The sequence below is a fragment of the Marinobacter sp. 1_MG-2023 genome, assembly GCF_030549045.1.
GTDB lineage: Bacteria > Pseudomonadota > Gammaproteobacteria > Pseudomonadales > Oleiphilaceae > Marinobacter.
On sequence record NZ_JAUOST010000002.1, the window covers coordinates 11,424 to 33,062 of the forward strand.

Consider the following 21,639-nt stretch of genomic DNA (forward strand, 5'->3'; position numbering starts at 1 on the left):
CTAATCAGCAATGAAACTGATTACGGCCACGCCCGATGGCGTAGTAAATCAGGTCGTGACGCTCCAGCATTTCCGGCTCATATAAGTTACGGCCGTCAAATACAGCAGGCTCACGCAATGCAGACGCAACAGCGGCGAAATCAGGCGAGCGGAACTCTTTCCACTCGGTGCAGATTGCCAGCACGTCTGCACCCCTGAGAGCTTGCTCTTTGGTGCCACACAAAGCCAGGCCTTCATGGTCACCATAAATACGCTGAGTCTCTTCCATTGCTTCCGGGTCAAACGCCTGAACAGTAGCGCCCGCCCTCCAAAGGTCATCCATCAGGGTACGGGCGGAGGCTTCACGCATGTCGTCTGTATTGGGTTTGAACGCCAGCCCCCAGATCGCAACGACTTTACCTTTCAGATCACCCCCGAAATAGTGGCTGATTTTGTCGAAAAGCACGTGCTTTTGCGCGTAGTTAACCGCCTCTACGGCATTCAGCAAACGCGCCTCGTAACCGCAGTCACTCGCCGTGCGGGCCAAGGCCTGTACATCCTTGGGAAAACAGGACCCCCCGTAACCACAACCGGGATAGATAAAGTGATAACCAATCCTCGGGTCAGAACCTATACCACGACGAACTGCTTCGATATCAGCACCCAGTCGTTCCGCCAGGTTTGCGATTTCATTCATGAAACTGATCTTGGTAGCCAGTAAGGAGTTAGCCGCGTACTTGGTCAGCTCTGCAGATCGAATGTCCATGAAGATCATGCGATCGTGGTTGCGGTTGAACGGATAGTAGACTTCCCGAAGCACATCCGCCGCTTTATCACTGTCGGTACCAATAATAATGCGATCCGGCTTCATGAAATCGTTGATCGCCGCCCCTTCTTTCAGGAATTCCGGGTTGGACACCACGTCAAATTCCAGCTCCAGGCCACGACTATCGAGCTGGGCCCGAACGGCGGCTTTAACCTTATCGCCTGTACCAACCGGAACGGTGGACTTATCCACGACGACTTTATAGTCGTCCATGTACTGCCCTATAGATCTGGCTACTGCGGTGACATACTGCAGGTCTGCTGAACCGTCTTCGTCCGGCGGCGTGCCCACTGCGATGAATTGAAGTTTACCGTGCTGGACCGCCTCCTGAGCATCAGTGGTGAACGCCAGACGCCCTGCTTCAACCGTGTGCTTGACGATGTCTTCAAGGCCAGGCTCATAAATGGGAATTTGGCCGTTCTTCAGCTTGTCGATCTTTACCTGATCAACGTCCATGCAGAGTACGTCATGCCCAACATCGGCCAGACAGGCTCCAGTAACAAGACCGACATAACCGGTACCAAAAATCGTTATTTTCATCCGTTAAATCCCGACATATCAGAAAGTTAAAATAGATTCTTACTGGCCAACTTCAGCTTTTTTCTTCTGCCAGATTGCTTCCCAGGCCAACGCGGTACCGACAATCGTTTCAAGATCGTCGTAGACAGGCTGCCAGCCCAGGGTCTTTTTAATGAGTGCATTATCTGCCATGAGCGCAGCCGGGTCACCCGCTCGGCGGCCGACTTCGGTCACCGGGAAAGTGCTACCGGACTGCTTGCGCACCACGTCGATCACTTCACGCACGGTGAAGCCGCGGCCATAGCCGCAGTTCATGATTTTTGATTCACCACCATTAGCCATATATTCAAGGGCCATAACGTGTGCGCTGGCGAGATCTTCCACATGAATGTAATCGCGGACACAGGTACCGTCGCTGGTGTCGTAATCCGTACCGAATATACTCATGCCGTCGCGTTGCCCGGTTACACACTCACAGGCCACCTTGATAAGGTGCGTCGCTTCCGGTGTCGCCTGCCCGAGCAAACCATCCGGGTTGGCTCCAGCGACGTTGAAGTAACGCAACACAACATAATTCAGGTCAGAAGCCGCGGCGAGATCTGTGATCATCCGCTCGCTCATCATCTTGGACGCGCCATAAGGGTTGATCGGAGCGAGAGGAAGGTCTTCTGTAAGAACTGTCTGCTCAGGCATACCGTAAACTGCAGCCGTTGAGGAAAATACCATGAACGGCACTTTGTACTTGTCCACAGCCTTAAGCAGATTCAGCGTATTACGGGTGTTATTGCTGTAGTACTTCAGCGGGTTGGTAACAGATTCTGGCACCACAATATTGGCGGCGAAGTGCAAAACCGCCTCAAACCGGTGCTTGGAAAATACCTGATCAATCTCGGCTTCGTTCGCCAGATCCCCTATTACCAGTTCACCCGCCGTGACAGCCCATCGGTAACCGGTCGAGAGGTTATCGAACACAACGACATCGTGCCCGGCTTTAGCCAACTGGCGCACCACATGGCTGCCGATGTATCCGGCTCCACCGGTTACTAGAACTTTCATGCAGAACTACTCCTTCCCTGAATTCTGTTTACGCCGCTGCCGGATCTCCGACCGCCGGCGGCTGAAAAAATCACTGATTATCCGGCTACAATCATCCTGAAGGATGCCACCCACCACGTCTACTTGCCAGTTCAAATGCGGCTCCTCCAGTGTTCGCCGGGCCGATTTAACAGCGCCCGCCTTGGGTTCGCTCGCACCGTAAACAAGCCGACTGATACGGCTATGCACAATGGCTCCGACACACATGGTGCAAGGCTCTAGTGTGACGTAAAGGGTTGCGCCGGTCAGTCGGTAATTTCCTGCTCTTGCCGCAGCATCACGCAACGCCCGCATCTCGGCATGGGCTGTCGGGTCACATCCGGTAATTGGCACATTAAAACCTGCACCCAGCTCTTTGCCTTCACAGACAACAACGGCGCCGACCGGGACCTCCCCCTGAGAAGCCCCGCGAGCTGCCAGTGTCAGTGCCCGGGCCATCCAGTATTCGTCGTCTTTTTCTAACTCCGACATAATTGCGGCTCTACTGAAAACTATCCCTGCGGGCCACCTGCTGGCGTGGCAGTGAAGGGCCAAGAAAATACCATTATTCGCTTTTTTAACCAAGCGGCCCGCTCGCTGGCGCTTATGTGAAACCGGCCAAGGAATAAAAACAGAATTTTATTTGCAGCTGTTTACCTCCCGACTCATTTTCCGATGTATTGATATGAATCAAGGACCAACAACACTGCGCGTGCATGCTTTGAATAGTTGCAGCCAGTACTGGCAACTTTGGCCGTTAAAGGAGAAAGTGTCATGAAAGCATTGGTATTTCACGGTCCCGGCAAACGCAGCTGGGAAGACAAGCCAAAACCCGCAATCGATAAGCCAACAGACGCAGTGGTTCGCATCACTCACACCACCATTTGCGGCACAGATCTGCACATTCTGAAAGGGGACGTACCCGCGGTAACGCCGGGCCGCATTCTTGGCCATGAAGGCTTGGGGGTTGTGGAAGAAGTCGGTGAAGGCGTAAGCAACATCAAGGTAGGCGATGAAGTCCTGATATCCTGCGTCACTTCCTGTGGTCGCTGTGACTACTGCAAACGCGGTGTTTACGCGCATTGCCGCGACGGTGGATGGATTCTCGGCCATCTGATCGACGGCACCCAGGCCGAGTATGTGCGCATACCCCACGCCGACAACAGCCTCTATGTACTACCCGAAGAAATGGATCGAGCTGCGGCCGTCATGCTCAGCGACATTCTACCCACCGGTCATGAGATTGGCGCCCTCAATGGCGAGGTCAAACTCGGGGATACAGTGGCCATCGTCGGCGCCGGACCTATAGGGCTGGCAGCCCTGATGACCTCCCGCTTCTACTCACCAGCACGGATCATCATGATCGATCCCGACGAGAATCGTCTGGCCATGGCAAAAATGCTTGGTGCTACAGACACAATTGCAAGGGATCCAATCGAAGCCATCAAAGAAATGACCAATGGTGAAGGCGTGGATGTGGCGATGGAAGCCGTCGGCATTCCCGAAACTTTCGATATTTGCCAGGACATTATCCGCGCTGGTGGTCACATCGCCAATATCGGCGTACATGGCAAGAGCGTCGAATTCAAGCTACAGGACTTGTGGATCAAGAACATCACCCTGCGCACTGGACTGGTGAACACCGACACCATTCCTGTGCTCATGCGATTTGTTGAAAGCGGCGGCGTAAAACCGGCAGACCTGGTAACCCACCGTTTCAAGCTAGACGATATCGAAAAAGCATACGATATCTTCAGCAATGCAGCGGAGGAGCAAGCTATCAAAATGCTGCTGACTGCAGAATAACCGAAACTTGCAAGACAAGGCTCTCCTGATTATAGTTGCTACTGACAACATATCAGGAAGAGCCTAACGCTATGCCATCCTCTGCGGATCGCGCCGAAGAGCTTTACGAAGCCATCAACCAGCTTATCCGGGTCCATCAGTTTCGGGACCGGGATTGCATCTGCCACCACGACGTTTCGGTAGCTCAGTGCTATGCGCTTGAAACACTTGTAAAGCGCGGCCCTTTGAGGCTTCAGGCTTTAGCCGCAGAGATGTACCTGGACAAGAGCACTACCAGCCGCGTGGTGGATTCACTGCTACGAAAGAAGTACGTACTTAAAGTGACCGATCCGTCAGACCAGCGTGCAATTCAGCTCTCGCTGACACCGGCCGGCGAGGAACTGTATAAAACGATACGACAGGACCTGGTCTCGGAAGAGACGTCAATGATCAAGGATTTACCGCCAGAAATCGTTGATGGGGCACTGACGTTGATTCGCCAATTGACCGTCGCAGCAAGAGCTCGCCTGGGCTCATAGCTCACTTTATTTTAACCATTTAGTTGTTACTAACAACTTGCTTACCGAGGAATCCCACATGCACACCGAATTCAATCACCTGCCTGTTGCTGTCATTGGCGCCGGCCCCATTGGCCTGAGTGCAGCCGTTCACTTGCTTGATCAAGGATATACCCCTATCGTTTTTGAAGCCGGAACGCAGGCAGGCGCCAATCTTGCCCGCTGGGGACATGTGCGAATGTTTTCACCCTGGTCATACAACCTTGACCCCGCAGCAGCCGAGTTACTTGAACAAGACGGCTGGCATGCGCCTGCTTCGGATACCTTCCCCACGGGACAGGAGCTGCTGCAGAAATATGTAACACCTCTGGCCGCGCACCCAGACATTAACCCCCACGTGCATCTGAATGCCCAGGTCAGGCAGGTCAGCCGACTCCACCATGACGTGCTACGAACCGAAGGACGAAATACGGCCCCGTTTGTACTACGGGTGAGCACGCCTGAAGGTGAACGCGACGTTCTCACACAGGCGGTGATTGATGCCTCCGGCACCTACCAAACACCCAACTGGCTCGGGGCTCATGGTATCCCCGCACTGGGGGAAAGCGCTGCAGCGGATGCGATCGCCTATGGTGTTCCCAATATTCTTGGTTCCCTGCGCAATCACTACGCCAACAAGTCGGTGCTTGTAATTGGCGGTGGCCATTCCGCGTTTAATGCTTTACAGGATTTAGTTCTGCTTGCCGACCAAAGCCCAGACACACGCATTCTCTGGGGCTTGCGGGGTGCGTCCGCGCCCAACGTCGTCCGGTCACCGGAGAACGACGAGCTAAAAGAGCGGCGGCAATTGGAAGTTCGCATTCAGGAGCTGCTGGAACAAGGGCGAATTGAAGTCTTCACGAACGTTGAAGTCGACGCCATCCTGCAAGAAGACGACAAGCTGGTCGTGCAAACCAGCTCTATCCAATTGCCGCCGGTGGATCGCATTATTGCTGCAACCGGCTTTCGCCCCGACCTCAGCCTACTTGCCGAACTGCGAACAGCGATTGATCCCGCGACGCAAAGCCCTACGCGCCTCGCACCTTTGATCGACCCCAACATGCACAGTTGCGGCTCGGTTCCCGAGCATGGTGCGGCAGAACTGTCTCACCCGGAGCCCGGACTTTTCATTTTGGGTATCAAAAGCTACGGGCGTGCGCCCACGTTCCTGTTAAGGACAGGATACAAACAGGTTCTTTCCGCAGTCGCCGCACTTGGATGCACCGACATCCCCGAAACAGTCCAACCATGCCCGGCAGCGACCTGCCAAGGATGAACCCCACACCGTCCAGGCGCGGATTCGTTGCTGCGCTAGGCCTTGGCCAACTCGTGTCCTGGGGAGCCTTGTATTACAGCTTCCCATTAATCGCTGAAGCCATGGCCAAGGACATGAGCTGGAGCCGCAACGACATCTATGGCGCCGCCACTCTGGGCTTACTGGCGGCAGCACTGATTGCATACCCTGTCGGCGCCATTATCGATCAAGGCCAGGGCCGCAAGGTTATGGTTGGGGCGACCGCCGCCACCTCCATAACCCTCGTGTTCTGGTCCGCCGTAACAAACATGCCCGCTCTGTATGCAGTGGTAGTTACCTTGGGAATGCTGCAAGCGGCATTGCTCTACGAACCCGCATTTGCGGTCGCCGTGCGCCAACTCGGCACCCTTCAGTCACGCTCGGCGATCACCACAATAACTCTGTGGGCAGGCTTCTCCAGCACCCTGTTTGTACCCCTGGTGCAATACATGCTGGACACCTTGGGATGGCGTGGGGCTCTGCTGGGTTTGGCGGCCATCAATGCAGCCATCGCTGTACCGCTATACCTGTGGGCCATACCGAGCGGCGACATTCAAGAGAAAGGAGACCACAAGGTGTCAGTGTCGGCGGGAAATCATATTCTTCCGATATTCCGAAACCCGGGGTTCTATCTACTGACAGCGTCGTTTTGCGCTTACATGGCCATGTTTTCCGGATTCACCTACCACATTTATCCACTACTCGTAGCCCTGTCAGCGGATACTCAGTCCGTGGTCTTCGCCATTGCACTCATCGGGCCGGCCCAGGTAGGCGCCAGAATTTTCATCTTGCTATTCAGGCAAATAACAATAAAACATCTTGGCTTGCTTACCGGCCTGGCATTTCCTCTTGCCATTTGGCTACTCAAAGCCCCCCCTTCTACCCTAAGCCTTGCAGTTTTGTGTGTGCTCTATGGTGGCGCGAATGGCATATTCACGATCGTTCGCGGCATGGCTGTCCCCGAACTTCTGTCTCGCCGAAACTATGGCAGAATTAATGGAATCATGTTGGTTCCCATGTCGCTTGCACGTGCTGTCGCACCCTGGGCTATTGCTGCCTACTGGACTCATTCAGGCACACCCGAAGGGGCAATTCACGTGATTCTGACTCTGGCCATTCTGGTGCCAGTGCTATTCGGCCTGGCAATCAAAGCCAACCGGATTCGCGAGGAAGGTCCAGCTTCCGGGAGGGAGGATCAAGATGGCTTTCCTGCTGAGAGATGATGCCCGGTGAGTCGCCAGTTACCCGCGCGAACCAGCCACCCGACAAATTCGCCAGCGCTCCATCTATCTCCTCATTGCGCTTCCAAAAGAAGCGGCACACATTGCTTTCGGAAAAGTTTGCGCAGTCTTCAACCGCTTCGGTTGGCTTTCATTACTGGTCTTTCGTGTACTGAAAATCGATCAACTCTCCAGGCCGTACGGGCTTGCTTAAGTAAAAACCTTGCGCAATGTCACACCCAAGCTCTTCCAACAAATCAAGTTGCTCTCGTGTTTCAACGCCTTCAGCCACAACACATAACCCCAAACTATGGGCCATCGCTATTGTTGCAGTTACCAGTGAGCGGTCTTCGCTTTTGTAAGTTATTCCATTGATAAAACTACGATCAATTTTAAGGATATCAAATGAGTACTGCCGCAAATAACTTAACGAGGAGTATCCTGTCCCAAAGTCATCCATGGAAAGCTGTACACCCAGGTCATGGAGTCGGTGTAGCGCGTCATCTACATAGGATTTTCCGATCATTAGAACGCCTTCGGTAATCTCGAACTCCAACCGCTCGGGACTCACGCCCGCTGAATCAAGGCTATTCTTTACGAAACCGATCAACTCCTCATCCCTGAATTGGCGCGGAGACAGGTTGACTGCCATCGTATAATTTCTTTGACTAACGCGTTCCCATTCAACTAAAAACTTAATTGACTGAGCAACTACATACTTCCCAATAGGCACGATTAAACCTGTATGTTCTGCAATTGGGATAAACTCATCTGGCCCGACATTACCCAGTTTTGGGCTGTGCCAGCGTAGAAGCGCTTCTGCACCTATAATACTTTTGTTTTTTAGATCAAATTTGGGCTGATAAAAAACCTCAAACTCGTTGCGCTCCAACGCGCCGTGTAGTTGATCTTCGACCTCAAGGCGGCGCAAGACCATGTCGTTCATGTCTTTTGTAAAAAACGAATGCGTATTTCGCCCTGAGGCTTTTGCCTGATACATTGCGGTATCGGCATTTCTCAACAAATCATTCGCACTGACCCCATTATCGGGATAAACAGCAATGCCAATGCTTATTGTCAGAACAAGCTCCCTCCCATCGATTCCAAAAGGCTCTCTGAATATCTTGAGCAGGTTTTCTACGACAGTTACGGTCTCAGCGTAATCGGTTAACGATCGTAGCAGAATAATAAATTCGTCACCGCCTAGACGACCTACGGTGTCTGATTTCCGAACAGCCTGATTTAATCGATTAGCAGCCTCAATGAGCAGCTTATCGCCTACTTCATGACCAAGCGAATCGTTAACTTTTTTGAAATCATCTATATCCAGAAAAAGAACTGCAAATTTTTCAGAATTTCTCTCCATATCCCGGATCATCTGCGATAAACGATCAAGGCAAAGAAACCGATTCGGTAGCGATGTCAAAGCGTCAAAATAAGCCTGTTTACGAATGAGCTCAGCAGAGTTGTGCTGCTCGGTAATATCGCGAACAATGATCAGAATTTGCTTGTTATCCTTCAAATGGCTAATTCGTGCTTCGAAATAACTAACACCACTTGGAAACTCTAAATCATATTCAAAACTTACAACATCTCCATAATCAATAGCTTTTTTAGTATTTACACTAAGGGTTTCTTTAATTTTATCAGGCAACAAATCTGAAAGATTATTCCCAATAATGTTATTCGGCATAGCGTAAAGCTTTTTACTATCGCCAGCGTGAAAGTTTATTACTACCCCCTCTTCCGACATCAGAAAAAACAGGTCTGGTGTCGCGGAAAAAACTGCTTTTAACAAATTTTCCCTCAAGGTGGCTTGGGCTTTTGCTTTTTTAACATCGGCGAGGTCGATATCGATGCAATACATCTCGCATTCGCCACTGGCATCAAAAAACATTACGTGGCTGGAAAAAACATTTACATCGCGATCGTTTTTATCTCGAAGAATAATTTCTGAAGCAGGGATTTCAACGCCTTTATCGACCCATTCTTTATGTGCGGCGATAATCTCCTCGCGCATGCTGCCAGGAATAATCAGCTCCTCCAGCTTCCTACCGATAGCCTCTTCTTTCGTGTAACCATAAAGCAGCTCACTACCTACATTCCAATAGACAACTCTGCGCTCTTCGTCGTACCCCTGGACAGATATGGCGTCAACAGCATCAAATAATTGATGAACAGAATCTCTGGTAGCTGCTTGGCGGTTTGTCATATTGCTAATCTGCCTGTCTCCTAGCTAAATGAACTATAGACGTTAAACACTCGACTAAAACAATACACAGGATGACTCGTTTTAGCGCTTTATACCGAACCTTAACAGACGCCTCTTACCTTCAGGTATGGTCAAATAGTCACAGCTTGTAAACCATTTCTAACCATTTTTTTACCACGCACAAAAAAAGCCTCCTGCTAAGAGGGCATTTTTCGCCATATTCCATTTTCTCGATTGCTCGACCTCTTCCAGCAAACGCCTGTCACCACCCGACAACAAAAAACAGAAATAATGCACTATAATCATTAACTTATTATCCCATAACTTTACAAGGTCATGGAAGAAACCAATCAACGCTCTAACTGAAGGTAATAGACCTCGACGAGAGAGTAGCACCACATGGATAATTTCTTTTGGATGACCCGTGACACGGCGTGGGATCGCATGACACAAGCCAGGGCACAACCGATGACTTGGTTTGGCACGGCCTGTGAGCTGCATTGTGCCTGGCGAAACGATCTAGAAGGGCTAGGAGCACTGTTCTCCAACCACACCCCCGACTATCGCAACCTGATTACCAGCTTCACCGCTTTAACCAGCGAAGACTGAGTTTTCGTGCCAGACTAAAGGGTGCCGCGCTCCCTTTTTTTCAAAGGTTTTCACAGGTTTTCATAGGAGCTGATTATGAGTAATCTCGCCTCTGAACTGATTCAGGATTGCAGCGTTATCAGTGGCTGCAGCGCGTTAGAGCTGGTACTCAAACCCAAGGATAAAGATCTGGGTGGCTTTCGTGTTCGCCGTACCCTGCCCACCAAGGAGTGTCGTAGCGTCGGCCCTTGGGTATTTTTCGATCATATGGGCCCGGCTCACTTCGAAAAAAATCAGGGCATAGACGTGCGACCTCATCCTCATATTGGCCTGGCAACGGTCACTTACCTGTTTGAAGGTGAAATGCTGCACCGGGATTCACTCGGCACTGAAGCGCGGGTATTGCCCGGAGATATAAATTTGATGGTGGCGGGTCGTGGCATTGTGCACTCCGAACGCCAGCGCGACGAGATTAAAGCGGGCCCGCAGAATATTCACGGCTTGCAATTATGGCTTGCATTACCCACTGACCTGGAGCAAACCGAGCCTGGCTTTTTCCATTATGACAAGACTGAAATTCCCAAGGTGGAACCAAACGGTGTGCCGGTAAGAGTCATGATGGGCTGCGCTTATGGCGTCACCTCGCCGGTAAAAACTTTATCTGAAACCCTGTACATAGAGGCGCGCCTGAAAGCCGGGCAAACCCTCGTATTGCCCGAAGCGGAGGAAAAGGCCCTGTATATTGTCAAAGGAACAGTGGCCTTACGCGAGACCAGATTGGACGAACACAGCATGGCAATCTTTGGCAATGAGTCCGGCATCACAGTGACTGCACAGCGCGATACCATGCTGGCGATAGTCGGTGGTGCACCAGTGGGCAAACGCTATATGGAATGGAATTTTGTCGCAAGCGACAGGTCACTGATTGAACAAGCCAAAGCCGACTGGAAGGCTAACCGCTTTGCCAAGGTTCCTGGCGACGAGCAGGCGTTTATTCCTCTTCCGGAATAACAATAAATATGACACCCGTTGCTCTGATAAAGGGCAGAGCAACGCTTTTGTACACCATCACTACCGAAGCAAAAGCAAATCTCACCAGTCGCCCCCTACCCCGCTTTTCGCTATGGTTAAGATTCGCGTTTCCAGCACACTTTAGGGCAAAAAAATCCGCCGCATACGTTAGATTACGGTTCCATGGATGCAGAAATCGACGCTGCCTAGACGATCGTCACCACGGATTATAAACTGCGGTATGAAAGCCCTTTCCGTTGAACAGCGTATTACAACAATCTATACCAACGAATCCCGCCGGGTGCTGGCCACCTTAATACGCCTATTGCAAGGAAACTTCGACCTCGCTGAGGAAGCCATGCAGGACGCCTTTGTCGCGGCCCTTGCACAGTGGCAACGCGATGGTGTTCCCGACAACCCCCGGGCCTGGCTGATATCTACCGGTCGGTTTAAAGCTATCGACCGGATACGAAAAAACACCAGCCAGGATCATCACCTGCAAGCTTTTGCTCACACACTGAGCGCCGAATTAGCAACCGAGCTCCCGGACGACGATGATGCCATTGAAGACGATCGCCTGCGGCTGATATTTACCTGCTGCCACCCCAGCCTGGCCATGGAGGCTCGTATCGCACTGACCCTACGAGAGGTTTGCGGGCTGACCACCGAGGCCATTGCCGCGGCCTTTCTCGTACCTGTGCCAACCCTGGCCCAGCGCATTGTGCGGGCAAAAAATAAAATCCGCGATGCGGTAATTCCCTACGATTTGCCTGAGCCGGAACAACTGCCAAAGCGCCTGGAAGCGGTCCTTCCGGTTATTTACCTGGTTTTTAATGAAGGCTACTCGGCGTCCAGCGGTGGCAAGGTGGTCCAGCGAGATTTATCGGCGGAGGCTATTCGCCTCGGCAGACTGCTGAGCGACTTACTGCCCCACGCCGACGCCGACGGCCTGCTGGCGCTCATGCTGTTACACGATGCCCGACGCGCAGGTCGCACCAACGCCAACGGTGATTTAATTCCCCTGGAGGAACAAGATCGCAGCCTATGGAACCGCGCACAGATCCGCGAAGGTTGTGAACTTGTGGTACAGGCGCTGAAGGCCGGCCCACCGGGGATCTACACCCTACAGGCTTCCATCGCAGCCGTTCATGCCGAGGCTCCGAGCGCAAAGGAGACCGACTGGGCGGAAATCACCGGTCTTTACGATATTCTTCTGCGCATCAACCCCTCCCCTGTGGTGCAGCTTAACCGCGCCGCCGCCCTAGCCATGCGCGATGGACCAGAGGCCGGCCTTGAAGCCATCGATAAGCTCATGGGGCTGAAGAACTTAAAACACTATTACCTGCTATACGCCGCCCGCGCGGACCTGTTTCGCCGAATGGGGCTGTCACAGGAAGCGACCTGCTGCTATCAGCAAGCACTGGATCTCACACAGCAGGAGCCGGAGCGCCGCTTTCTGCAACAGCGCCTGAGCACACTGCAAAATAATTAAATAAATTTCTCGACACTGTCGAAACTGCGGGTCAACCAACGACTATGAGGTAACAACACACTAATACTGACCCATAGCCAAGGAGGCTCTTGCAATGACCGACATAATTTTCGTCATGTTATTCACCCACGATAAATGGCGTCACTTCACCCGTCGTCCTATCCCGCTTTCCAGTAGCAGCGAAGTAATGCTCTGCGTGTCACTGAGCCGCCACATTATGAATAAGGCCGCCGTCCATGGCGGCACTGCAGACATCAATCCTGTTCAGGACCATGGGTTAATGCTTAGCCAATCCGGATGGCCATCTATGGAAAGCCATGTGGATGGGCCCTGAGACAATCTCCGCATAAGGAAACAATACTTAAAAAATTTGCCCTGTCCTGTCGATTTCCAAGGTGCTTCAACGACTACTTAGGGCTTATTGGTACCAGGTGCCACCAACAACCCGAGGAACCGAAACATGAGTTATATCGACGGAATTATTTTGGCTGTTCCCAAAGCCAATAAAGAAAAGTTTATTCGCCACGCTGAAACCGCCGACCCGGTTTTTTTGGAATGGGGCGCCACCCGTGTTCTCGAATGCTGGGAAGACGACGTGCCCGACGGCAAGGTCACAGACTTTCGCCGGGCGGTACAGGTAGCAGACGGCGAAGCGGTGGTGTTTTCCTGGATCGAATGGCCAGATAAAGCCACCCGAGATGCCGGGATGGAAAAAATGATGGCGGCAATGGATACCGACCCGCGCATCAACCCGGAGAACAACCCTATGCCTTTTAATGGTATGCGCATGATCTTCGGTGGCTTTACTCCCGTGGTAACACTCGAAAGATAGTCACCGCTCATTCACTGGCAATTGCAGGAGAATCCCATGCGCAATCGACATGGCGAGTTTATCTGGTACGAATTATTAACCGACAACTGTGATGCGGCATTCTCTTTTTACCGTGCACTACTGGGCTGGCAGGCTACGGATAGCGGTCAGGCGGGTATGGACTACAGGATTCTCCACGCCCAGGATAAAGACAGTGGCGAATATCACGATATTGGCGGCCTGATGCAGTTAACCGACGAAATGAAACAGGGCGGCGCCAGGCCCTTATGGTTGGGCTATATCGGCGTGGACGATGTGGATCAGACTCTTGCCCGCATCCTCGCCACCGGCGGGCAACTGCAAATGCCGGCCAGGGATATTCCCCGGGGTGGGCGTATCGCCATGGTGACCGACCCGCAGGGCACGCCATTTTATGTAATGGGGAGCCTGAGCGATGAAACCAGCTTGGCTTTTGCTTTCGACAAGCCCCGCGTCGGCCACTGCGCCTGGAATGAACTGGTCACCACCGACCCCGAAGCGGCAAAAAATTTCTACTTCACCGAATTTGGCTGGAGCAAAGATGGTGAGCTGGAGATGGGGCCGATGGGTGTCTACGAATTTATCCGCCACAACGGTGTAATCGGTGCCCTGATGCCCACAACTGACGCAACACCCACACCCATGTGGCACTACTACTTTCGCTGCGTGGATATTGATGACGCTTGCGAGGCTACCATTAAGAACGGCGGGCGAATTCTAAACGGGCCCGATGAAATTCCCGGCGGAGACTTTATCGCCAGAGGTATCGACCCACAGGGTGCACTGTTTGCTCTCGTAGGCACAAGAAGAGCTTAACACCGGGCGACGGTTGCTCCTGAACGAGACTAATAGTAGATAACAAAAAACACATGAGGCCAAAAATGAAATACTTATGTTTAGTGTATTACGACGAAAAGAAAATGCAGCAACTCTCCCAGCAGGACTGGGACACCCTCAATCGCGAATGCATCGAGTGCGTTGAGGGATTGACCCAAGGCGGCCACTTTCTCGATGGCGCGCCTCTGCTGTCCACCGACACCGCTACCACCCTGCGCATGCGGGATAACAAGCCATTGATTACCGATGGACCCTTCGCAGAGACAAAAGAGCAACTGGCCGGATTCTACATGCTTGAAGCCCGGGACATGAATGAAGCCATTCGCCTGGCGGAAAAAATTCCACCGGCACGCTACGGCTGCGTAGAGATCCGTCCTGTGCGGGAGCTGCTGGAGCAGGACAACAACCGTTAGTGAATGGCCAGCAATGTAAACAACAACCTCCGAGGAGAATCTCATGCCAGACCAACAAGAAACCGGCAGGAGTCTCTTGAGCAACTTGCCAAGCTGGTTGGGCCCGAGATTCCTGCTCATCCTTAAGCAATGAAATCGGCTGTCATCTACTGACTAATGCTGGTCACTCCCACTCGATTGTCGCTGGCGGTTTTGAAGACACGTCGTAGGTCACCCGAGAAACACCGGTGATCTCGTTAATAATGCGGTTCGACACTGTTTCCAGCAGTTCGTACGGCAAGTGCGCCCAGCGCGCGGTCATGAAATCGATAGTTTCCACGGCACGCAGTGCAATCACCCACTCATAGCGACGAGCGTCGCCCACTACACCAACCGACCGTACCGGCAGAAACACTGCGAAGGCCTGACTGGTCTTGTGGTACAGATCGGCACGATGGAGTTCTTCGAGGAAGATAGCATCGGCGCGGCGCAGGATATCGGCGTATTCCTTCTTCACTTCTCCCAGAATACGAACGCCCAAACCTGGCCCCGGGAATGGATGGCGGTAGACCATATCGTATGGCAAGCCCAGCTCAAGCCCGATTCGGCGAACTTCGTCTTTGAAAAGTTCCCGCAACGGCTCGACCAGTTTCATTTTCATGGTTTCTGGCAGGCCACCCACGTTGTGGTGCGATTTGATTACATGGGACTTGCCGGTTTTAGAGGCTGCAGACTCGATCACATCCGGATAGATAGTGCCCTGGGCCAACCAGTTTACATCTTTGATGCGCGTGGCCTCTTCATCGAACACGTCAATAAAGGTGTTACCGATAATCTTACGCTTTTGCTCCGGGTCGCTAACACCCTTCAGGTTGGTCAGGAAACGCTCTTCGGCATCGGCGCGAATGACTTTGACGCCCATGCTGCTACCGAACATGTCCATCACCTGGTCGCCTTCGTGCAAGCGAAGCAAACCGTTGTCCACGAATACACAGGTAAGCTGGTCACCAATGGCCTTGTGGAGAAGCGCTGCCGTTACAGACGAATCCACACCGCCAGACAAGCCCAGCAACACTTTGTCGGAGCCAACCTGTTCACGGATCTTTTGTACTGCGTCGTCGACAATCTTGGCGGGAGTCCATAGCGCTTCACAGCCACAGATGTCTCTCACGAAATGCTCAAGAATCCTTTTACCCTGCAGTGTATGGGTCACTTCCGGATGGAATTGCAGGCCGTAAAGATTACGCGACAGGTCCTGCATGGCGGCAACAGGCGCACTCTCAGTTGATGCCAAAAGCTCAAAGCCCTCAGGCATGGCCACAACCTTGTCACCGTGGCTCATCCACACATCCAGAAGGGATTCACCTGTGGCTGTCAGGTGATCAGTAATGTCCTGCAGAAGCGGGCCCTTGGCGCGCACTTTGACCTGTGCATAACCGAATTCACGCTTTTCGGAGCTGGCTACCCGTCCGCCCAGTTGTTCGGCCATAGTCTGCATGCCATAGCAGATACCCAACACCGGAATACCACGATCAAACAACCCTTCAGGCGCACGTGGGCCACCAAGTTCTGTGACCGATTCGGGGCCACCGGCCAGCAGAATGCCTTTGGGGTTGAACGCCTGCAGCTCTTCGTCAGTGATATCGAAAGCGCGAACTTCACAATACACACCGATTTCACGTACGCGGCGGGCAATCAACTGAGTGTATTGGGAACCAAAATCCAGAATCAGGATACGGTGGTCGTGAATGTTATGGGCCATAGAATCCTCGAAGAAAATAAACTGTGCGGCTCCGGTCGGAGCCGCACCCAGGCTGTCTGCTCTTAGCTGACGCGGTAGTTTGGCGCTTCTTTGGTAATGGTGACGTCGTGTACATGGCTTTCACGCATGCCGGCGCCGGTAATGCGCACAAAGCGGGGTTTGGTGCGCATCTCTGTTATATCTGCACTACCTGTATAGCCCATGGATGCACGCAGCCCACCGATTAGTTGGTGGATAATATTGCGCATCGGCCCCTTGCAGGCAACACGGCCCTCGATACCTTCCGGCACAAGCTTCTCAATACCTTTACTGGCATCCTGGAAGTAACGATCACTGGAGCCCTGCCCCATGGCACCCAATGAGCCCATGCCGCGGTACGCCTTGTAGCTGCGCCCCTGATAAAGTTCAATTTCACCAGGTGCTTCATCGGTACCAGCAAGCAGGCTACCGATCATCACACAATGGGCGCCAGCAACTATAGCTTTGGAAATATCGCCGGAGAAGCGTATGCCGCCATCAGCAATCAGCGGAACGTCCCGGTCTTTAAGCGCTTCTGCGACGCTGGAGACTGCCGAAATCTGCGGCACACCTACGCCCGCCACAATGCGGGTGGTACAGATAGATCCGGGGCCAATACCCACTTTAACAGCGTCAGCACCAGCATCGGCCAGAGCCACAGCCGCTTCACCCGTGGCAATATTGCCGCCGATCACCTGTACGTCAGGGTAGTTGTCCTTGATCCAGCGAACACGCTCAATCACGCCGCGAGAATGGCCGTGAGCAGTATCAACAACAATCACATCCACGCCAGCATCGGCCAGAGCAATTACACGGGCTTCTGTATCCCCTCCGGTACCAACCGCCGCGCCTACGCGCAAACGCCCCTGGCTGTCTTTACATGCCAGCGGATAATCCTTGGACTTCTGGATATCTTTCGCGGTAATAAGGCCCCGGAGCTGAAAATCGTCATTTACCACCAGTACTTTTTCGATACGGTTGCGATGCAACAGCTCTTTGACTTCGTCCAGGCTCGCGCCCTCGTTTACCGTCACGAGCTTCTCTTTCGGTGTCATTATCTGATGCACCGGTGTATCCATACTGCTCTCGAAACGGATATCCCGGCCGGTAACTATGCCAACCAGCTCGGTTCCGTCAACGACTGGCAAACCGGAAATGTTGTTCGCCAGGGTGATTTCTACCAGCTCACGAACAGTGTTTTTCGGGCTTACAGTGATCGGGTCTTTTACCACGCCGCTTTCGAACTTTTTCACCTTGCGTACTTCAGCAGCCTGCTGATCCGGGTTCATGTTCTTGTGCATAATGCCAATGCCGCCTTCCTGCGCCATGGCAATCGCCAACTCCGCATCCGTTACCGTGTCCATGGCCGAAGACACCAGCGGAATGTTCAGAGTAATGTTCCGGGTCAGTCTGGTGCGCAGGTCCGCCTGGTGGGGCAAAATATCGGAATAACCAGGCACCAGCAGAACGTCATCAAATGTGAGAGCTTCTTCGGCAATTCGCAGCATTGGGATAGGCCTTTTGAACGTGCTAAATTTGAACCTTCCGTGCGGCACCTATTGATGGAACTTATCCATTAAAAGGGTGCAGCCGCAAAGTAAAATGCGTAATCGAGCTATTATAAAGAGGTGTCGCAGGTCAGTAAACTGCACAGTTCACCGCTACAAACCGCATGCGATTGAAATTCCAGCACTTTACATTCATTATTTTCGGCTATTGCGTATAAGCCGGTCAGGAGTTTTTGGTGAACAACCTGTTTCAGGACACCCGGCCCAGAGCGCTGAGCGTCAGCGAACTTAACCACCAGGCCAGGCACCTGCTGGAATCCAGTTTTATGCAGGTCTGGGTAGAAGGCGAGTTATCAGGCTTTTCACGGCCTTCATCCGGCCACTGGTATTTTTCGCTGAAGGACCGTAAGTGCCAGATTCGCTGTGCCATGTTCCGAGGGCTGAACCAGCGTATTCGCGATATACCGAAAGAAGGTGACCAGGTTCGTATTCGCGGCAAAGTAACCCTGTACGAAAACCGGGGCGACTTCCAGATTATCGTTGAACATATTGAGCCCGCAGGCCTTGGCGCCTTGCAGCAGGCCTTCGAGGAGTTAAAGCGCAAACTACAGGCCGAAGGCCTGTTTGAGGCGGGACGAAAAAAAGACGTCCCTACACTGCCTGCTCACATTGGCGTTGTAACCTCTCCATCGGGTGCAGCCGTACACGATATTCTTACGGTTCTGGCGCGGCGCTGTCCTGCTATACCGGTTACGCTCTACCCGACAAGCGTGCAGGGCAAGCCAGCTACCGCAGAAATTGTTCGGGCTATTGGGCTGGCTCAGGCTCATGGCGTGGCCGATGTATTGATCATCGGGCGTGGCGGTGGCTCCCTGGAAGATCTTTGGTGCTTTAACGAAGAAGCTGTGGCACGTGCAATCTCATCCTGCACCATCCCTACCGTGAGTGCCGTTGGCCATGAGACTGACGTTACTATCGCAGACTTTGTGGCGGACCTTCGGGCACCGACACCCTCCGCCGCCGCGGAAAAAGTATCGCCCGACCAGCGAGATATGCTCCGGCAAATCAATGACCGGGAGTTCCGCTTGGCAAATGCCGCCCGCAGAGCACTCCAGCGACTGAACACAAGGCTTGAGCATCTTGCCGCGCGCTTGCGCGATCCCCGACGGGAACTACTGGAAAAGGCTCAGCGCCTGGATGATCTCGAACTTCGGCTGGGCAAGGCCATGGCACAACGCCTGGACCGCTCACAGGTGCGCAGAACCCACCTGGCCCAACGACTCGCCATGCAATCTCCCGGCAAACAGCTTGCAACCAGTCGCGAAGCACTGGAACGGTCTGCCTCACAGCTGGACAAAGCTCTCCAGCAAATCCTGGCCAGACTCCAGGAACGGCTGGAGTACACGGCAGCAAGCCTGAACCTTGTGAGCCCGCTGGCTACACTGGGACGCGGCTACGCTATCGTTCGCGATGAGCATGACAACATCGTCCGTAATGCAAGCGATGTCTCTACCGGCGACCGGATCTCCGCGCATCTGGCAAACGGAACTCTCGAGGCCGAAGTAAAATCTGCAAATACTGATAACCGGCAATCCCAAAACGCCGGGGACTAAGCCAATGGTCTACTGGATCACTGCCTCAAAGTGCCTACAGTTGGAGCTACTGAAAACAGAATAACAACTGGCACAACGAGGCAGAATGTATGGACTACAACTCTGAGTTCCGGAGATCCATTGATAAACCGGAAGAGTTCTGGCGTGAGCAAGCAGGTCAAATTGACTGGGCACAGTCACCGGAAACTATCTGGCAAGCTACCGACAACGGACATGGCCAGTGGTTTCCCGACGGCACACTCAATACTTCCGATATAGCACTGGACGCCAATGTCCGGGCTGGCCGAGGCGACCAGAAAGCTCTCATATACGACTCCCCCGTTACAGGTGCCAAGCTCAGCTATACCTACAGTGAACTGACAAATGAGGTCGCCCGCTTTGCTGGTGCCCTGAAAGCTCAGGGAATCAAAAAAGGTGATGTGGTCATCATCTATATGCCGATGATTCCGGAAGCGGCTATTGCGATGCTGGGCTGCGCCCGTATAGGCGCCGTCCACTCCGTGGTCTTTGGGGGCTTTGCAGCACATGAGCTTGCGGTACGAATTGAAGACGCTCAACCAAAAGCAGTGATTACAGCATCTTGTGGCATCGAAGTAACGAAAGTAATTGAATACAAACCGCTCGTCGATAAAGCCATTGAGCAAGCCTCACATAAGCCGGATTTCTGCGTTGTTTACCAACGTCCACAGGCGCAGGCCAAGATGCTGGATGGCCGGGATCACGACTGGAGTGATTTGATGGCAGAGGCTGTGCCGGCAGATCCCGTGCCAGTGAAAGCAACCGACCCGCTTTACGTGCTTTACACCTCCGGCACCACCGGCAAACCCAAAGGGGTTGTGCGAGATAACGGTGGGCACGCTGTCGCTCTCAAATACAGCATGAAGCTGGTATATGGCGCCAACCCGGGTGACATTTTCTGGGCAGCGTCGGATGTGGGCTGGGTAGTGGGCCATAGCTATATTGTGTATGCCCCATTGTTCGCAGGCTGCACAACGATACTCTATGAAGGCAAGCCGGTCAGGACACCCGATGCCGGGGCTTTCTGGCGGGTCGTTCAGGATCACGGTGTTAATCTTCTGTTTACCGCGCCTACGGCCTTCCGTGCCGTGCGCAAAGAAGACCCCGAAGCAGACCAGCTTTCACGTTACGACATCAGTTCGTTGCGCAGTATCTTCCTTGCCGGTGAACGCCTGGACCCCCCAACCTATGAGTGGCTCAGGGAGCACACTCAGCTCCCGATACTGGATCATTGGTGGCAAACCGAAACCGGCTGGGCGATATGCTGCAACCCGGTAGGAATCGAGACCATGGCAACCAAGCCGGGCTCGGCAACCGTTCCTTCCCCTGGCTACAACGTGCAGGTTGTGAGCCTTGATGGCAGTCAGATGCCAGCGGGCGAACAGGGTCAGATTGCGGTCAAACTACCACTGCCTCCGGGGTGCCTGACAACCGTTTGGGGTGATGACCAGCGCTTCCGGAACAGCTATCTCGACCCCATTCCCGGCTTCTACAGTTCAGGGGATGGCGGCTTTATTGACGAGGATGGCTATGTCTTTGTAATGGGGCGCACCGACGACGTGATCAACGTTGCAGGTCACAGACTTTCAACCGGCGAAATGGAAGAAGTGGTCGCGTCTCACCCGGCTATAGCAGAATGCTGCGTGGTAGGCGCGCACGATGACATGAAAGGTCAGATTCCGCTTGGCCTGGTGCTGATCAAAGACGGCGCTACTATCGATCATGATGAGCTGGAAGAAGAGCTTGTTGAGATGGTCCGGGACAAAATTGGTGCAATCGCGTGTTTCCGCAGAGCTTTGGTGGTCGATCGGTTACCCAAGACCCGTTCCGGCAAAATCCTGCGCCGGGTTATTCGACAGATTGCTGATGGCGAGGAATACGCCGTTCCAAGCACCATCGATGATCCGGCGATCCTGGAGGAGATCAGTGAACAGTTCGGTCGAGGCTCTTCCAAAAAAATATAAGGCATTGTTTTAAAAGGACTTAAAAGCGAATAAAAAACATTGACGACCCCCAAACTCGGTCTATACTGAAATTGCTGTGGAAAATCTTCAGTGCCCCGTGGGGGGGAAATCTCAGAAATA

At 53.0% G+C, this 21,639-nt stretch carries 17 protein-coding genes and 2 pseudogenes; 13 read left to right on the forward strand and 6 right to left on the reverse strand.

What is annotated here, in order from left to right; translation table 11 throughout:
• Positions 1–4 precede the first annotated feature (4 nt).
• From Q4606_RS06275 to tadA, 3 genes are read right to left on the reverse strand one after another with little or no spacing between them, the layout of a single operon-like run.
• Positions 5–1,345 (reverse strand): UDP-glucose/GDP-mannose dehydrogenase family protein, encoded by a 1,341-nt coding sequence (locus tag Q4606_RS06275; RefSeq protein WP_303593114.1) that lies wholly within the window; start codon positions 1,343–1,345, stop codon positions 5–7.
• 39 nt (positions 1,346–1,384) lie between these two features.
• Positions 1,385–2,380, reverse strand: a complete 996-nt coding sequence (galE, locus tag Q4606_RS06280) for a UDP-glucose 4-epimerase GalE (protein ID WP_303607028.1) — start codon at positions 2,378–2,380, stop codon at positions 1,385–1,387.
• A 6-nt stretch (positions 2,381–2,386) separates the two neighbouring features.
• Complete coding sequence (gene tadA, locus Q4606_RS06285) at positions 2,387–2,890, reverse strand: tRNA adenosine(34) deaminase TadA (RefSeq protein ID WP_303593116.1); 504 nt, start codon at positions 2,888–2,890, stop codon at positions 2,387–2,389.
• A 282-nt stretch (positions 2,891–3,172) separates the two neighbouring features.
• Between tadA and Q4606_RS06290 the strand changes: the two genes are divergently transcribed.
• From Q4606_RS06290 to Q4606_RS06305, 4 genes are all read left to right on the forward strand, one after another.
• Positions 3,173–4,204: a zinc-dependent alcohol dehydrogenase family protein gene (locus Q4606_RS06290; RefSeq protein WP_303593117.1), complete on the forward strand. Its 1,032-nt coding sequence runs from the start codon at positions 3,173–3,175 to the stop codon at positions 4,202–4,204.
• Positions 4,205–4,275: 71 nt separating this feature from the next.
• Positions 4,276–4,722, forward strand: a complete 447-nt coding sequence (locus Q4606_RS06295) for a MarR family winged helix-turn-helix transcriptional regulator (protein ID WP_303607029.1) — start codon at positions 4,276–4,278, stop codon at positions 4,720–4,722.
• 58 nt (positions 4,723–4,780) lie between these two features.
• A complete protein-coding gene (locus tag Q4606_RS06300; RefSeq protein WP_303607030.1) occupies positions 4,781–6,016 on the forward strand; it encodes an FAD-dependent oxidoreductase in 1,236 nt (411 codons plus the stop codon).
• Positions 5,989–7,257: an MFS transporter gene (locus Q4606_RS06305; protein ID WP_303607031.1), complete on the forward strand. Its 1,269-nt coding sequence runs from the start codon at positions 5,989–5,991 to the stop codon at positions 7,255–7,257. The genes Q4606_RS06300 and Q4606_RS06305 overlap by 28 nt, the downstream gene beginning before the upstream one ends.
• 151 nt (positions 7,258–7,408) lie before the next feature.
• Here the strand turns inward: Q4606_RS06305 and Q4606_RS06310 are convergent, their stop codons facing one another.
• Positions 7,409–9,466 carry a bifunctional diguanylate cyclase/phosphodiesterase gene (locus tag Q4606_RS06310; protein ID WP_303607032.1) on the reverse strand — a complete coding sequence of 686 codons (2,058 nt, stop codon included), beginning with the start codon at positions 9,464–9,466 and terminating at the stop codon, positions 7,409–7,411.
• 417 nt (positions 9,467–9,883) lie between these two features.
• Between Q4606_RS06310 and Q4606_RS06315 the strand changes: the two are divergent.
• The 7 genes and pseudogenes from Q4606_RS06315 to Q4606_RS06345 form a co-directional block, all read left to right on the forward strand.
• Positions 9,884–10,075, forward strand: a pseudogene (locus Q4606_RS06315) (hydrolase); the annotation flags it as partial.
• A gap of 75 nt (positions 10,076–10,150) precedes the next feature.
• On the forward strand, positions 10,151–11,065 hold the full coding sequence (locus Q4606_RS06320) for a pirin family protein (protein WP_303607033.1): 915 nt from the start codon (positions 10,151–10,153) through the stop codon (positions 11,063–11,065).
• 241 nt (positions 11,066–11,306) lie between these two features.
• Entirely contained in the window at positions 11,307–12,557 is a 1,251-nt protein-coding gene (locus Q4606_RS06325; protein WP_303607034.1) for an RNA polymerase sigma factor, read from the forward strand.
• A 94-nt stretch (positions 12,558–12,651) separates the two neighbouring features.
• Complete coding sequence (locus Q4606_RS06330; RefSeq protein WP_303607035.1) at positions 12,652–12,891, forward strand: hypothetical protein; 240 nt, start codon at positions 12,652–12,654, stop codon at positions 12,889–12,891.
• 126 nt (positions 12,892–13,017) lie between these two features.
• The gene (locus Q4606_RS06335) at positions 13,018–13,389 is read left to right on the forward strand and encodes a DUF1428 domain-containing protein (RefSeq protein WP_303593129.1); all 372 of its coding nucleotides are present in this window, start codon (positions 13,018–13,020) and stop codon (positions 13,387–13,389) included.
• 36 nt (positions 13,390–13,425) lie between these two features.
• Positions 13,426–14,223, forward strand: coding sequence for a VOC family protein (locus Q4606_RS06340; RefSeq protein WP_303607036.1), 798 nt, complete (start codon positions 13,426–13,428; stop codon positions 14,221–14,223).
• A 65-nt stretch (positions 14,224–14,288) separates the two neighbouring features.
• Positions 14,289–14,657, forward strand: coding sequence for a YciI family protein (locus tag Q4606_RS06345; protein ID WP_303607037.1), 369 nt, complete (start codon positions 14,289–14,291; stop codon positions 14,655–14,657).
• A gap of 163 nt (positions 14,658–14,820) precedes the next feature.
• Here Q4606_RS06345 and guaA read toward each other — a convergent pair whose 3' ends face one another.
• Together guaA and guaB are read right to left on the reverse strand one after the other, a co-directional pair.
• A complete protein-coding gene (gene guaA, locus Q4606_RS06350) occupies positions 14,821–16,398 on the reverse strand; it encodes a glutamine-hydrolyzing GMP synthase (RefSeq protein WP_303593135.1) in 1,578 nt (525 codons plus the stop codon).
• 62 nt (positions 16,399–16,460) lie between these two features.
• Complete coding sequence (gene guaB, locus Q4606_RS06355; RefSeq protein WP_303593137.1) at positions 16,461–17,924, reverse strand: IMP dehydrogenase; 1,464 nt, start codon at positions 17,922–17,924, stop codon at positions 16,461–16,463.
• 236 nt (positions 17,925–18,160) lie between these two features.
• On the opposite strand from guaB, the gene xseA reads away from it, so the two are divergent.
• Complete coding sequence (gene xseA / locus Q4606_RS06360) at positions 18,161–19,537, forward strand: exodeoxyribonuclease VII large subunit (protein ID WP_303593138.1); 1,377 nt, start codon at positions 18,161–18,163, stop codon at positions 19,535–19,537.
• 86 nt (positions 19,538–19,623) lie between these two features.
• Positions 19,624–21,519, forward strand: a pseudogene (locus tag Q4606_RS06365) (propionyl-CoA synthetase); the annotation flags it as partial.
• Positions 21,520–21,639 lie beyond the last annotated feature (120 nt).